At 70.9% G+C, this 14,427-nt stretch carries 10 protein-coding genes; 1 reads left to right on the top strand and 9 read right to left on the bottom strand.

Annotation, left to right across the window (positions count from 1 at the left end):
- Positions 1 to 21 precede the first annotated feature (21 nt).
- The 3 genes from RB628_RS09325 to RB628_RS09315 form a co-directional block, all read right to left on the bottom strand.
- Entirely contained in the window at positions 22 to 768 is a 747-nt protein-coding gene (locus tag RB628_RS09325; RefSeq protein WP_318319844.1) for a GNAT family N-acetyltransferase, read from the bottom strand.
- 82 nt (positions 769 to 850) lie between these two features.
- A complete protein-coding gene (locus tag RB628_RS09320; protein WP_412180620.1) occupies positions 851 to 2,884 on the bottom strand; it encodes an IucA/IucC family protein in 2,034 nt (677 codons plus the stop codon).
- A gap of 79 nt (positions 2,885 to 2,963) precedes the next feature.
- Positions 2,964 to 4,409 (bottom strand): diaminobutyrate--2-oxoglutarate transaminase family protein, encoded by a 1,446-nt coding sequence (locus tag RB628_RS09315; RefSeq protein WP_318319882.1) that lies wholly within the window; start codon positions 4,407 to 4,409, stop codon positions 2,964 to 2,966.
- A 386-nt stretch (positions 4,410 to 4,795) separates the two neighbouring features.
- Between RB628_RS09315 and RB628_RS09310 the strand changes: the two genes are divergently transcribed.
- Positions 4,796 to 6,025 carry a hypothetical protein gene (locus RB628_RS09310; RefSeq protein ID WP_318319843.1) on the top strand — a complete coding sequence of 410 codons (1,230 nt, stop codon included), beginning with the start codon at positions 4,796 to 4,798 and terminating at the stop codon, positions 6,023 to 6,025.
- A gap of 93 nt (positions 6,026 to 6,118) precedes the next feature.
- On the opposite strand, the gene hflX is transcribed toward RB628_RS09310, so the two are convergent.
- From hflX to miaA, 6 genes are all read right to left on the bottom strand, one after another.
- A complete protein-coding gene (hflX, locus tag RB628_RS09305) occupies positions 6,119 to 7,615 on the bottom strand; it encodes a GTPase HflX (RefSeq protein WP_318319842.1) in 1,497 nt (498 codons plus the stop codon).
- A 179-nt stretch (positions 7,616 to 7,794) separates the two neighbouring features.
- The gene (locus RB628_RS09300) at positions 7,795 to 9,249 is read right to left on the bottom strand and encodes a M1 family metallopeptidase (protein ID WP_318319841.1); all 1,455 of its coding nucleotides are present in this window, start codon (positions 9,247 to 9,249) and stop codon (positions 7,795 to 7,797) included.
- A gap of 69 nt (positions 9,250 to 9,318) precedes the next feature.
- On the bottom strand, positions 9,319 to 11,532 hold the full coding sequence (locus tag RB628_RS09295) for a RelA/SpoT family protein (RefSeq protein ID WP_318319840.1): 2,214 nt from the start codon (positions 11,530 to 11,532) through the stop codon (positions 9,319 to 9,321).
- A gap of 296 nt (positions 11,533 to 11,828) precedes the next feature.
- Positions 11,829 to 12,698 (bottom strand): diaminopimelate epimerase, encoded by an 870-nt coding sequence (gene dapF, locus RB628_RS09290; RefSeq protein WP_318319839.1) that lies wholly within the window; start codon positions 12,696 to 12,698, stop codon positions 11,829 to 11,831.
- Between the two features lie 45 nt (positions 12,699 to 12,743).
- On the bottom strand, positions 12,744 to 13,232 hold the full coding sequence (locus tag RB628_RS09285; protein WP_318319838.1) for a hypothetical protein: 489 nt from the start codon (positions 13,230 to 13,232) through the stop codon (positions 12,744 to 12,746).
- Positions 13,233 to 13,339: 107 nt separating this feature from the next.
- Positions 13,340 to 14,278, bottom strand: a complete 939-nt coding sequence (gene miaA, locus RB628_RS09280; RefSeq protein WP_318319837.1) for a tRNA (adenosine(37)-N6)-dimethylallyltransferase MiaA — start codon at positions 14,276 to 14,278, stop codon at positions 13,340 to 13,342.
- Between the last annotated feature and the right edge of the window lie 149 nt (positions 14,279 to 14,427).

Below are 14,427 nucleotides of genomic sequence, written 5' to 3'. Positions count from 1 at the left end.
ACCAGGAGTGGTGGAAGGGGTCTACAGCGCATCGCGAAGGACCCGGTCCCGGACCATGAGAGCGGCCCGCTTGGCGGGCAGGTCGACCTCGGCGGAGAACCGGAAGCCGGCGCTCAGGAAGGCTGACACGGAGGGTGTGTTCCGCAGGTCGGGTTCCGCGAGCACGCGCGCGCAGGAAGGACGGTTGTCGAGTACGAGGTCGGCGACGGCTCTGAGCAGGATGCTGCCCAGGCCTCGCCCCCGGTCGGCGACACCGCCGAGAAGAAGGTGCACCCCGGTGTCATGGGGACGAGCGGGATAGTACCGGGCCAGCGGGTCGAGGTCGGCGCGGTAGATCTCCCAGTAGCTCATCGGGGTTCCTTCCAGCACGCCGAGACAGGGCACGCTGCTTCCGTCACCGTCGAGCTGGGACCGCAGATGGGCCTCGGTCACACACTCGGTGCCGGCGAGCTCCCAGAAGGTGGCGACGGTGGGGTCGTTCATCCAGCGGCCGATCAACGGGATATCACGCCTGACCTGCACGGGGACAAGCTGGAACGAGCCTGCGGCCGTGAGGCTCGGTCCCCATTCCCCGATGCGGTCGAGGAGGTCGTCATCGGACGGGGCGACCGTGTCCGCCGCCCTGCCGTCGTCGGCGAACAACGCGACGAACTCGTCGGGCAGGCGCAGTTCCAGCGTGTCCTCGCTGTCGCCACCGGTGCGGAAATCGGCGTGGCTCTCCGTGGTCGGAGCGGGTCGGATGTCGGTACGGGCGTCGGCAGGAGGCACTGGACGCTCCTCTCAGGGGATGGGGTGGGTCATGTTCCTCGGGGAGTGGAAGGGGCCGGTGTTGTCAGAGGGGCGGGGGGCGTCAGGGGTGGAGGGGGTTGGCGATGGTGACGTAGACGGACTGGGTGTCGACCGGGCCGACGAGCTCGTCGAGACCGTGCAACCGGGTGAGCAGGTTGGCCTTGCAGCGCAGAACGGGTGAGTCCAGCAGACGGCCGGGCAGCGACGTGCTCAGTCGGGCGGGACCGGACGCGATGTCTGCGAGAAAGCGCCGGAAGGCGGCGAGCAGCAGCTGCTCGTCGGCGAGGCGCTGGGAGCCGAACGCGCCGATGAGGCCGAGGACGTTGTTGATGCCGAGGTAGTAGGCGAAGCGTTCGTCGGTGACCTCGTCGGAGACGAACGTGTCGCTCTGTTCGCCGATGCCGGGGAGTCGGGCGTCGAGTTCGGCGCGCCGGGACTCGCGGAAGTAGTACCCCTGGTTGTCGCGATAGCGGCCTCCCCGGGGCCAGCCTTCGCCGTCCAGCAGGAGCAGGGTGTTCTGCTGGTGGGCCTCCAGGGCGATGCCTGCCTCGCTGTCCAGCCAGAGCACGGGCCGTACGACGGTTTCCAGGTAGCGCAGGAACCACTCGGTGGCGACGGCACCACGGGGACGCCCGGTTCGTCCGGCGAGCCGTGTGACGACCCCCGCCAGTCTGGACCGCAGGATCGGGCCCTCCGGCTGCCCGTCGGCCGGGTCGCCCAGGTGGGCGTGGGGCCGGGGCGAGACGAGTCCGGCGATGCAGGACACGTCGTCCGCCGGGTGGAACGGATTATGGCGGATCACCACGTCGAGGCCGGGGACGGGGCGGCCGTCCGGGTCGTCGACGGCGAGCCAGGCCGGGTCGCGGACGATGTCGAAGCCCGGGTGCGTGGACTGCCACTGCTTGGCCAGTCCACCGCGCAGCAGCCGGTGGACCTCGACGCCCCGGTGGAGTTCCTTGCGGAGGTTCTCGCGCCGGGAGTTTGTGATGCGCAGCCCCAGCGAGAGCTTCAGCATCGCGCGGGCGCCCGAGCGGTGGACGGTGCGCACGGAGGAGGTGGGGTGCCAGGCGGGGCCATGGGTGCAGAGGTCGCGGAGCAGACCGGCTTCGAACAGGGCCGCGATCTGCGGGCGGTGCCGGGTCTCGCGGATCTGCCAGGGGTGCAGGGGAAGGGCCGCGTAGCCGTCGGGCAGAGGCAGTGCGGCGCCGATGAGCTGCCCGGTGAGCTGCTCGGCGCGGATGGGACGGCCGCGGTCGGTCCAGGCGGAGTCCGTGGCGAGTACGGAGGGGGCGACCGCCAGCCAGTGCAGCGGGAAGGAGCCGCGCAACTCCGGTGAGTAGAGCCGGGCTTCGGACTCGGCGAGCCCTTCACGGCTCTTCGGGGTCGGATGCAGCGGGTGACCGAGCAGCAGCGCCTGCTCTGCGGCGAGGAAAAGGTCGGGGCCGTCGGCCGGCTGTGCACGACGGTCGCTGATGAAGGTGGCGGTTCGGCGCACGGAGTCGGCGACACGTGCGACCAGGTCTATGGCGTCGGGGAGCAGGACGGCGGGGGCGGCAGGTCGTGCAGCTGAGGTATCGGCTGCCGCAGAGGTGCCGTCCATGTCGGCCGAGGGTGCCTCGGTCACCGGGCCGGTGTCGGTCGCGGTCGGCGCCGGGCCCTCGTACGCCTCCCTCGCCAGCAGTGTCGCGACGGTCACGGCGTCGGCGGCCGGTGCTCCTGCGGGGGCGTCGGCCAGGTGGGGGAGGCCGAAGCGGTGCCAGCCGGTCGGGGACCAGTAGTGGACCGGGGCCAGCAGGGCGGTGCCGCTGGTGGGGAGGGGGATGCGGAGGGTGCCGTCGTCGGGGGCGGTGAAATTGTTCTCCCGTACCCAGCAGCGCAGCAGGTTCTCGGTGGCGGCGGCCTGGGCCGCGGTGTGTGGATCGAGATGCTCCAGGAGATCGGCCGTGGCGCCGCGCGACCGCTCATCGCCCGCGGCTGCTGTCTTCTGCCGGGGCACCGTCTCCCTGGCCCGCCCGCTCGGCGGCAGCGTGTCGCCGGGGACTCGCGCGGCGGTGGGGCGGGAACGGCCTTCGGGTACGGAGGTGCTGCTGTTCAAGACGGTTCCTCGTGAGGTTGTTCGGGTGCGCGTGCGGCGGGGGCGAACCGTAGGTGGTACGGCCTGGCGGCGGGCCGGGCTACCCCGCTCGCTCGCAGTGGGTGGCATGTGGGCGACCGCCGGTGTGGCCGCGAGCCACCGCCGTCACGGCGTCGGCCAGTCGGTCGAGTACGGCGACGGCCTGTTCGTCGCTGATGGTCAGGGGCGGCAGCAGGCGGACGACGCTCCGTCGGCGTCCGCCGAGTTCGACGATCAGGCCCCGGCGCAGGCACTCCCGCTGTACGGCGGCGGCCAGTTCGGGCGCGACGGGAAGCGGCCCGCCGCCGGCCGGGCCGGGGAAGACCTCCACATCGGTGCCTTGGTCACCGGGGCCGGCGCCGGACTCCGCCCCGGGTTGCACCAGTTCCACCCCGATCATCAGTCCCCGACCGCGTACATCACCGATGATCGGGAACTCCGCTGCCAACTGCCGGAGCTGGGAGAGCATGCGGGCTCCCAGGGCGGCCGCGCGCTCGGCCAGGCCGTGTTCGCGGACGTATGCCAGGGTGGCCGTACCGGCGGCCATGGCGAGCTGGTTGCCGCGGAACGTGCCCGCGTGGGCGCCGGGTTCCCAGACGTCGAGGTCGTCGCGGTAGACCACGACTGCCAGCGGCAGGCTGCCGCCGATGGCCTTGGACAGCACCATCACGTCTGGGGTGACCCCGCTGTGCTCCACCGCCCAGAACGTGCCGGTGCGGCCGACCCCCGTCTGGATCTCGTCGGCGATCAGCGGGATCGACCGTGCTTCGGTGATCCGTCGCATACGCCGCATCCAGGCGTCCGGCGCGGGGATCACCCCGCCTTCGCCCTGCACGGGTTCGAGGACCATCCCGGCGGGCAACGGCACGCCCGACTTGACGTCGTCGAGGACGGACTCGGTCCAGCGGGCGGCGAGTTCGGCGCCCCGGTCACCGCCCGTCCCGAAGGGGCAGCGGTAGTCCTGGGGGAAGGGCAGCCGGGCGACCCGTACGTCGGCGGCGTGGCCGGAGGCGTCGAGCGAACCGGCGGTCATGCCGTGGTAGGCGCCCGTGAAGGCGAGCAGGCCGGTGCGGCCAGTCGCGGCGCGCACGAGTTTGAACGCTGCCTCCACCGCGTCCGTCCCGGCCGGTCCGCAGAACTGCACGCGCGCGCGGTCAGCGAGCCCGGGCGGCAGGGTGCTGAACAGTTCGGTGGTGAAAGCGTCCTTGACGGGGGTCGCCAGGTCGAGGACGTGCAGCGGCGCCCCCGAGTCGAGAACTCTGCGGATGGCCTCCAGCACCACGGGATGGTTGTGCCCGAGGGCCAGTGTCCCCGCGCCCGAGAGGCAGTCGAGGTAGCGGCGGCCGTCGGCGCCCTCGATCGTCAGCCCACGTGCCCGGACGGGGACGATCGGGAGGGCGCGCGCGTAGGTGCGTGCTGCCGACTCGCGCGCCGACTGGCGCCGCAGAATCCCCTCGTGCGCTCCGCGCGCGCCCGCGCACGAGTCGACGTCCGCGTCCACTCCCACGGTTGTCCGGAATTCCCGTGCTCCCGCGTGCGCCCCCTCCTTCCTGGACTCCCACAGCCCCAAGGCCCCAACTCCCTGTTGCTCCACTGCTCCACCGCCCCGCCAGCCACCAACTCGCCGATACACCGCTCCCGTTACCAACACCCGACGCCCCACAGGAGTCACGGGTCACCTCAAGATCGTTGCGGAGACGGTGCCCACACGTCAGCGCTCCCGGAACAGCCGTGAACAGGCGTCACATCGACGGCTCGCCCGACGATCGGCAGACCGAAGAGCCCGTAGCGAAACCGTTGCCGTTCCGTCGGCTGCCACCCACAGCGACCGCATAGTGTGTGGTGGCGTGCGGGGACAGCACACGGTTCGACCACCCCAGGGGGACTCAGATCATGCGACCGATACGCCCACCCTTCATCGCCCGCCGTGGGAGGGGCGCGTGTCGCGGTACCTCCCCCGTGCCGGCCGCCGTCGGCCTCGCCGTGGTGCTCGCGCTCACCGCCACCGCCTGCGGCTCCGACTCCGGAGGCTCCGACGCGAGCGCACAGGCCTCTTCCTCCGCGGCCGACGACGGTGCCGGAAAGATCACGATCCCGGACGGGCTGAAGGACAAGCTCAAAGAGCACGGGATCGACATCGACGAGTGGAAGAACGGCGCCTGGAAGAACTGGGACAAGGACGACTGGCTCCGCGAGGCCGAGGACTACGTCAACCCGATCATCGAGGGCCTCTGGGACACGGACCGGATGCGGGACGCCGACGACCCGCAGAAGAGCGTCGACGGGAGCGACCTCTCGGGTGACCAGGGCGTCTCCGACCCGACGCCGAAAGCGGTGGACGCGAAGGCCGTCCCCCCCAGCTACCACGCCAACGCGCCCGAGGCGGGCAAGGTGTTCTTCGACGGCCCCGAGGGCACGATGGTCTGCTCGGCGACGGTGGTGGAGGACCCCGCCCACCCCGGGAAGTCGAACCTCGTCTGGACGGCGGGCCACTGCGTGCACGCCGGCAAGAAGGGCGGCTGGTACCGCAACATCGCCTTTGTGCCGTCGTACAACAACTCGGGCAGGTCGAGTGCCGAGGTGGGGAAAGCTCCGCGCGCGGAGATCGCTCCCTACGGCCTCTGGTGGGGCGACTGGGCGCAGACCTCTGACCAGTGGATCGAGCAGGGCGGTTCGACGGGTGGCGACGGAGCACCGTACGACTTCGCGGTCATCCATGTGACGCCCGAGAAGGGCGGCGACGGCAGGTCGCTGGAGGAAACGGTCGGTTCGGCCCTGCCGGTGGACTTCGACGCGCCCGCCGTCCCGCAGGTGGGGAGCCTCACCGCGACCGGGTATCCGGCGGCGGCTCCGTTCGACGGCGAGACGATGTACCAGTGCCAGGACAGGCCGGGCAGGCTGTCGATCGTCAGGTCGGATCCGACGATGTACAGGATCGGGTGCACCATGACCGGCGGTTCCTCGGGCGGCGGCTGGGTCGCCACTGGCTCGGAAGGCAACCCGGCCCTGGTCTCCAACACCTCGATCGGCCCGGTGAGTTCGGGCTGGCTGGCGGGTCCGCGGCTGGGCGAGGTGGCGAAGGGCGTGTACGACGAGGTCAGCGCGAAATTCGCCGCCCAGTGACGCGACAGGCCCCCATGCCCAAGGCATGGGGGCCTGCTCAGGGGCGCGGCCGGACACATCGGCCCCGCACGGCGATGCACCCGCCGGCAGAGCCTAAAGCACAGCGGCCGCCGGAACATACGGCGACAGTTCCGCCGCCAGTTCCTCGTGCACTCGCGCCTTCAGCAGCGTGCCCTCCGCGGTGTGCTCTTCGGAGATCACCTCGCCCTCGGTGTGGGCACGGGCAATCAGGTTGCCGTGGGTGTACGGCACGAGAGCCTCGATCTCGACCGAGGGCCGGGGCAGCTCGTTGTCGATCAGCGCGAGCAGTTCCTCGATGCCCTGACCGGTACGGGCGGACACCGCGATCGAACGCGTCTCCATCCGCATCAGCCGCTGGAGCGTCAGCGGGTCCGCCGCGTCCGCCTTGTTGATCACGACGATCTCGGGTACGCCGGTGGCGCCGACGTCCCTGATCACCTCGCGCACGGCGGCCAGCTGCTCCTCCGGCACGGGGTGCGAACCGTCGACCACGTGCAGGATCAGGTCGGAGTCGCCGACCTCCTCCATCGTGGAGCGGAACGCCTCGACGAGGTGGTGGGGCAGGTGCCGTACAAAGCCGACGGTGTCCGCCAGCGTGTAGAGGCGCCCGCCAGGGGTCTCGGTCCGGCGCACGGTCGGGTCGAGGGTCGCGAACAGGGAGTTCTCGACCAGGACGCCCGCGCCCGTGAGGCGGTTGAGCAGCGATGACTTGCCTGCGTTGGTGTACCCCGCGATGGCGACCGACGGCACCTTGTTGCGTCGGCGCACCTGCCGCTGGATGTCGCGGCCGGTCTTCATCTCCGCGATCTCCCGGCGCATCTTCGCCATCTTCTCGCGGATCCGGCGCCGGTCCGTCTCGATCTTGGTCTCACCGGGACCACGGGTGGCTAGGCCGCCGCCCTTGCCGCCGCCCATCTGACGGGACAGCGACTGACCCCAGCCGCGGAGCCTCGGCAGCATGTACTGCATCTGCGCGAGCGCGACCTGTGCCTTGCCCTCCCGGGACTTGGCGTGCTGGGCGAAGATGTCGAGGATCAGGGCCGTACGGTCGATGACCTTGACCTTGACGACGTCTTCGAGGTGGATCAGCTGGCCCGGGCTCAGTTCACCGTCGCAGATGACGGTGTCCGCACCCGTTTCGATGACGATGTCCCGCAGCTCGTTGGCCTTGCCTGAGCCGATGTACGTGGCCGCGTCGGGCTTGTCGCGGCGCTGGACGACGCCGTCGAGCACGAGCGCGCCCGCGGTCTCCGCCAGGGCGGCGAGCTCGGCGAGCGAGTTGTCCGCGTCCCGGACGGTCCCCGTGGTCCAGACGCCGACGAGCACGACCCGCTCCAGCCGGAGCTGGCGGTACTCGACCTCGGTGACGTCCTCGAGCTCGGTGGAGAGGCCCGCCACGCGGCGCAGGGCCGCGCGCTCGGAACGGTCGAACTGGTCGCCGTCCCGGTCTCCGTCGATCTCGTGGCTCCAGGCGACGTCCTCTTCCATCAGGGCATCGGCCCGAAGACCTTCGGAGTAGGTGTGCGCGAGGCGCTCAGTGTCCTGTGAAGGGGAAGAAGAGGAGGTCATTGGGTCCTTACGTCGATGGGGAATCCGTGTGCGGCGACAGAGTGTGCGCCGTCACTGATCACAACGCACGAGCGCCCCGGGAGATTCCCGGAACCCGTCCGTGAGGCCGGGGGCAGCGCCGCCGACCTGAAGATGGTCGCACGGCACGCCCCGTCTCGTCACGGTGTTATTCCGCGGCGTCATGCCGCGGGAGCGGCGGACTTCCAGTCCGGGTGCCCGGGCATGGGCGGCGTCTTCTCCGCGTACAGCCAGGCCTGGAAGAACGCGCTCAGATCCCGCCCGGCGATGTCGGAGGCGAGTCGCTCGAAGTCGGCGGTGCCCGCGATGCCGTCCCGGTGCAGCGCCACCCACGCCTTCTCCAGCCGCTCGAACGCCGGGCGGCCGATCTCCTGGCGCAGGGCGTAGAGGGCGAGGGCGGACCCGTCGTAGACGTTCGGGCGGAAGATCCCGATCTTCTGTCCCGGCTTGGGCGCCTTGGGGGCGGCGGGTGGCCCCCCGGCGGCCCGCCAGCGGTCGGAGGCGCCGTACGCCGCCTTCATCCGGTCCACCAGCGGTCGGCCGGCCTTCTCCTCCGCGTAGAGGGCCTCGTACCAGGTGGCGTGTCCTTCGTTGAGCCACAGGTCGGACCACGTGCGCGGGCTGACGCTGTCGCCGAACCACTGGTGGGCCAGTTCGTGCACCATGATCGAGTCGACGTACCACTCGGGGTACGCGGGCTCGGTGAACAGGTCTCTCTCGAAGAGAGAGAGGGTTTGTGTCTCCAGTTCGAAGCCGGTGGACGCGTCGGCCATGAGCACCCCGTACGTCTCGAACGGGTAGCGGCCGACCTTGCTCTCCATCCACTCGATCTGCGCGGGCGTCTTCTTCAGCCACGGCTCCAGCAGCGCACGGTCCTTGGTGGGGACGACATCACGTACGGGCAGTCCGTGCGGCCCGGTGCGGTGCACCACGGTGGAGCGGCCGATCGACACCTGGGCCAGTTCGGTGGCCATGGGGTGCTGGGTGCGGTACGTCCAGGTCGTGGCCCTGCCGACCCGGTCGACGCCCGCGGGCAGACCGTTGGCCACCGCCGTGTAGCCGTTCGGGGCGGTGACCCTGATGGTGAACATCGCCTTGTCCGAGGGGTGGTCGTTGCACGGGAACACCAGGTGTGCCGCGTCGGCCTGGTTGGCCATCGCGAGTCCGTCCTTGGTCCGCACCCAGCCCCCGTCCCGGCCTGCCTTGGACACGGGATCGCTGGTGTGCCGCACCGTGATCCGCATCCAGCTCCCGGCGGGCAGCGGCGCCCGGGGCGTCACCACCAGGTCCTCGCCCGCACTGGTGAACGGCGCCGGCTCACCGTCGACCTCGACCGAACCGACCGTGCCGTGGGAGAAGTCGAGGTTGACCTGTTCGAGCGCGGCGGTGGTCCAGGCGTCGATGGTCGTGACGGCGGACAGCGGCTTGCTGTTGGTTCCGGGGTAGCTGAAGGCCAGGTCGTACGACGCCACGTCGTACCCGGGGTTGCCCAGGTGCGGGAAGAGGCGGTCGCCGACGCCCAGGGGTGCCGCCGGGGCACTCGCGGCGACGAGGCAGACGGAGACGGCGGAGGCGAGCAGCGCCGACTTGAACCGGGTACGGGGGTTGAGCAGCATGCCCCACCGCTACCAGCGTCCGCCCACCGGACGACGACGACTCGCGCCGGGGCCACCCGAACGGGTACCTCAGGGAACCGCCACGTGATGCTGAGCCCGGGTCACGTCGTACACGCCCGGCACATTGCGCATGGCCCGCATGAGGGCCGGAAGATGCGCCGCGTCCGGGAGTTGGAGTGTGTAGGTGTGGCGTACGCGCTGCTGGGTGGGGGGTTCGACGGTCGCCGAGACGATCGCGACGCCCTCCAGGGCGATGGCTTCGGTGAGGTCGGCCAGCAGATGGGGCCGCCCGAACGATTCGGCGACCAGGGTGACCCGGGCCTCGGTGGTGTCCCCCCAGTGCACACCGACCTCCGCGCGCCCCGTGCTCTTCATGTGCGCCACCCCGGCGCACTCCACCCGGTGGACGGTCACCACTCCCCCGCGCACGGCGAAGCCGGTGACCTCGTCGGGCGGTACGGGTGTACAGCAGCCGGCGAGACGTACGGTCGCGCCGGGCTGGTCGACGACGGCGGTCGCGGCGGCCGGGGACGCGGCGGAACCGTCCTGGGCCGAGCGGGCGTCGGCGGCCGCGCGGGCGGCCTCGGCGGGGGTCTCCTCGGCTTCCGGTAGGCCGCCGGAGGGCCTGGGTGCGTCCGCCGGATCGCTGTGCGCCGGATGGGCTGCCAGCCAGCGCTGGATGGCGATCCTGGCGACGGGTGTGCGCGCGTGCTCCAGCCACTCCCTGGAGGGCTCGGAGGCCGGATCCTGCCCCATGAGGAGCTGGACGGTGTCCCCGTCCCGCAGAACCGTGCTCAGCGTCGCCAGCCGGCCGTTGACCCGGGCGCCGATACAGGCGTGCGCGTCCTCGCCGTACTGCGCGTACGCCGCGTCCACGCAACTCGCGCCCTCGGGCAGCCCGAGCGAGCCCCCGTCGGCCCGGAAGACGGTGATCTCGCGGTCCTGGGCGAGATCCTCGCGGAGGGTGGACCAGAAGGTGTCGGGGTCGGGCGCGGCCTCCTGCCAGTCGAGCAGACGGGAGAGCCAGCCGGGCCGGGTGGGGTCGATGCGCTCGCCGTCGCCGTCGAGGTCGGCCCGTGCCGTGTCGCTCTGCTCCTCCGAAGGAGGAGCGTAGGGATTACCGAGCGCGATGACGCCGGCCTCGGCGGCCTTGTGCATCTGGTGGGTACGGATGAGGACTTCGGCGACCTGACCGTCCGCACGGGCGACCGCGGTGTGCAGTGACTGGTAGAGGTTGAACTTGGGTACGGCGATGAAGTCCTTGAACTCCGAGACGACGGGCGTCATACAGGTGTGGAGCTCGCCCAGTACGCCGTAGCAGTCGGCGTCCTCGTTGACGAGGACCAGGACCCGCCCGAAGTCGGAGCCGCGCAGCCGGCCGCGTTTGCGGGCCACACGGTGCAGGGACACGAAGTGCCGTGGCCGGATGAGGACTTCAGCCTGGATGCCCGAATCGCGCAGTACCGCGCGTACCTCGTCGGCGATCTCCGCGAGCGGGTCGTCCGCGCGGGACGCGTTGCCGACGATCAGCTCCCGGGTGTGCCGGTACTCCTCGGGGTGCAGGATCGCGAAGACGAGGTCTTCCAGTTCGGTCTTGAGCGCCTGGACTCCGAGCCGTTCGGCGAGCGGGATGAGCACGTCCCGGGTCACCTTGGCGATGCGCTCCTGCTTCTCGGGGCGCATCACGCCCAGGGTGCGCATGTTATGCAGCCGGTCGGCGAGTTTGATCGACATCACGCGGACGTCGTTCCCGGTGGCGACCAGCATCTTGCGGAAGGTCTCGGGCTCGGCGGCGGCGCCGTAGTCGACCTTCTCCAGCTTCGTCACACCGTCGACGATGAAGCGGACCTCGGCGCCGAACTCCTCGCCGACCTGATCCAGCGTCACATCGGTGTCCTCGACGGTGTCGTGGAGCAGAGATGCCGTCAAGGTCGTGGTCTCCGCGCCGAGTTCGGCGAGGATCAGGGTCACGGCGAGCGGGTGGGTGATGTACGGCTCGCCGCTCTTGCGCATCTGGCCGCGGTGCGAGGACTCGGCCAGGACGTAGGCCCGGCGCAGCGGTTCCAGGTCGGCGTCGGGGTGGTGGGCGCGATGTGCCTCGGCCACATGGCCGATGGCGTCGGGCAGCCGGTCGCGGGTCGCGGAGCCGAGGAACGCCGCTCTGCCCAGTCGGCGCAGGTCGATCCGCGGGCGGGTCCGCCGGCGGGGCGACGGGGGTCCGCCCGGTTCCAGCGAGGACGACACAGCACCTGGGCTCGCGGGATTCGTGGCCTCCGCACTCATGGGCACCTCCGGCTACCTGGACCGGCGGACGGGATGCCCCATGGCGGACGGCGGCTCAGGGGATGGCGTTGTTCCCCCGTCCGGGCCGGTGCTTGATGCTACCGAGCCCATCACGCGGGACTGACCACCTCTCGTCGAGCGTGAAACGGATCACCCATTCGAGCGATGGTTCGGACGCCTACACTTACGGGCCACCCGATCTGCAGTCAGCCAGGATTTCGAGCCATACCGGACTCAGAGGCTACGATTCCGCATCTCACACCACGTATGGTCTGCGAATCCAGCCCTCGACCACTTCAGCCTACTGCGATTTCCAGCCACTCCGTGTCGATCTCGCCCTCGGCGACGATCACCGCGGGTCCCGTCATCTCGATCTCACCGTCGACCCTCTCAGTGATCATCAGGCGCCCACCGGGCACATCGACGGTGTACGTCACGGGGGACCCGGTCACGGCCGGGTCGTCGCCGTCCCGCCGAGCGGCGGCCACGGCGACAGCACACGCGCCCGTGCCGCACGAGCGGGTCTCACCGGCGCCGCGCTCGTGCACACGCAGCGCGACGTGTCGCGGGCCCCGGTCGACCACGAACTCGACGTTGACCCCGTCCGGGAAGACGGAGGCGGGGCTGAACGGCGGCGCGGTGGACAGGTTCCCCGCGTGCGCGAGATCATCCACGAAGGCGACCGCGTGCGGGTTGCCCATGTTCACGTTCCGCGCGGGCCAGCTGCGCTCACCCACCCGCACAGCGACCTCCCCTTCCGGGAGGAGTGCCTTGCCCATACCGACGGTGACGTCACCGTCCTTGGCGATGTGCACGCTCTTCACGCCCCCGCGCGTGGCGACGACGAGGTCCCCTTCGGACACGTGTCCGGCCCGCTGCAGATAGCGCGCGAAGACCCGCACCCCGTTGCCGCACATCTCCGCGATCGAGCCGTCGCCGTTGCGGTAGTCCATGAACCACTCGGCCTCGGCCGCCATACCCTTGGCCTCGGGATGCGCGGCGGACCGTACTACGTGCAGCAGCCCGTCACCCCCGATGCCCGCACGCCGGTCGCACAGGGCGGTGACGGCGGCCGGGGAGAGGTCGATGACGTTCTCGGGGTCGGGGACGATCACGAAGTCGTTCTCGGTCCCGTGCCCCTTGAGGAAGGCGATCCGCGTGCTCATTCCCCGATCGTACGGGGTGGCACACCCAGCCCGTCCGGCGTCGCCCTAGCGCAGGCGGGCCACTCGCCATACGGCGAGCACGATCACGACGACCACCATCACGACGTACGCCAGCACGACCCGCCAGTCCCGTCGGCCCTCGCCCAGGCCCGGCGCCGTGTAACCCACCCGGCGCGCGGCCATCATGCCCCAACCCGCCGCGCAGGAGCAGATGAGCAGCCCCAGCATGGCGATCACGGCTCCGCTGTCGCCGAAGTCGAACGCCAGCGGAAAGGCGAACATCAGGGAGCCGAGTGCCGCCAGGACCACGATCGGAGCGAGCTGCCAGATACGAAGGCGGCGCTGCGGGCGGAGCTCGACCTCGACCTCGGGCCCGAGGAACATCTCGTCCGGTCCGGGTCCGTCGGCGGTCACACCGCCCTGTGTCTCGTCGGGCCCGTCCGGGCTCAGACGGTCCTCGTCGTGCTCCGCTTCGCCACCGTCACCTGTGACGTGTCCCGCGCCTTGTGCGGGGTCGCGAGGGCCGGCCTCCATCGCCACGCGCCCTCCCAACTCGGCTCCACTTGGTCGATCGAAGCTCGATGATGGCACGGCGCCGGAGGCCTGGATGACGGCCGGAGCGTCCCGATGCCATGACGTGATCAGGCTGTGACCGGTCGTTCGACCAACGCCAGTGCGAGGTGCGGAAGTTCTGTGAGATCCGCCGCAGCCCCACTGAGCCAGTGCACCCGCGGATCGCGCCTGAACCAAGAATCCTGGCGGCGCGCGAAGCGCTTGGTGGCGCGCACGGTCTCGGCACGAGCGTCGTCCTCGCCGCACTCCCCGGCGAGCGCCGCGAGCACCTGCTGATAGCCCAGCGCGCGCGATGCCGTGAGCCCCTCGCGCAGGCCGTGCGCCTCCAGCGCGCGCACCTCGTCCACGAGCCCCGCCGCCCACATCCGGTCGACCCGGCGGGCGATGCGCTCGTCCAGCTCCGGGCGGGACACGTCGACGCCGATCTGCACGGTGTCGTACACGGAGTCGTGGCCCGGCAGGTTGGCGGTGAAAGGCTTGCCGGTGATCTCGATGACCTCCAGGGCCCGGACGATACGGCGGCCGTTGCTGGGCAGGATCGCCTGCGCGGCCTCGGGGTCGGCGGCGGCCAGGCGGGCGTGCAGGGCGCCGGAGCCGCGCAGGGTGACCTCCTCCTCGAGGCGGGCCCTGACCTCGGGATCGGTGCCGGGGAACTCCAGGTTGTCGACGGCTCCCCGGACATACAGGCCGGAGCCGCCGACCAGGACCGGCCAGCGTCCCTCGGCGAGCAGCGCGTCGATCCGCTCGCGTGCGAGGCGCTGGTATTCGGCGACACTGGCGGCGACGGTCACGTCCCAGATGTCCAGCAGGTGGTGCGGGACACCGCCGCGCTCCTCGGGCGTCAGCTTGGCGGTACCGATGTCCATCCCTCGGTACAACTGCATCGAGTCGGCGTTGACGACCTCGCCGCCGAGACGCTGAGCGAGAAAGACGCCCAGATCGGACTTTCCGGCCGCGGTGGGGCCGACGACGGCGATGACTCGTGGGGTGGGGGCTGCGCTGCTCACCGCCACAGTCTCGCAAACCCGGGACCCCTCCTCGAACGAGCTACGTGACGGCGGGGGTCCGGGGTCGTTGCCAGTTGCGAGGTCCGCGCCGCCGGATTCGGGAGGCGGTGACGGGGCCGACGCAAACGGACGCACCGGGCGACGCGGGA

This window comes from Streptomyces sp. ADMS, assembly GCF_033441795.1.
Taxonomy (GTDB): Bacteria; Actinomycetota; Actinomycetes; order Streptomycetales; family Streptomycetaceae; genus Streptomyces.
The sequence above is the reverse complement of the archived record's forward strand: the minus strand, read 5'-3'. Positions and strand labels throughout refer to the sequence as shown.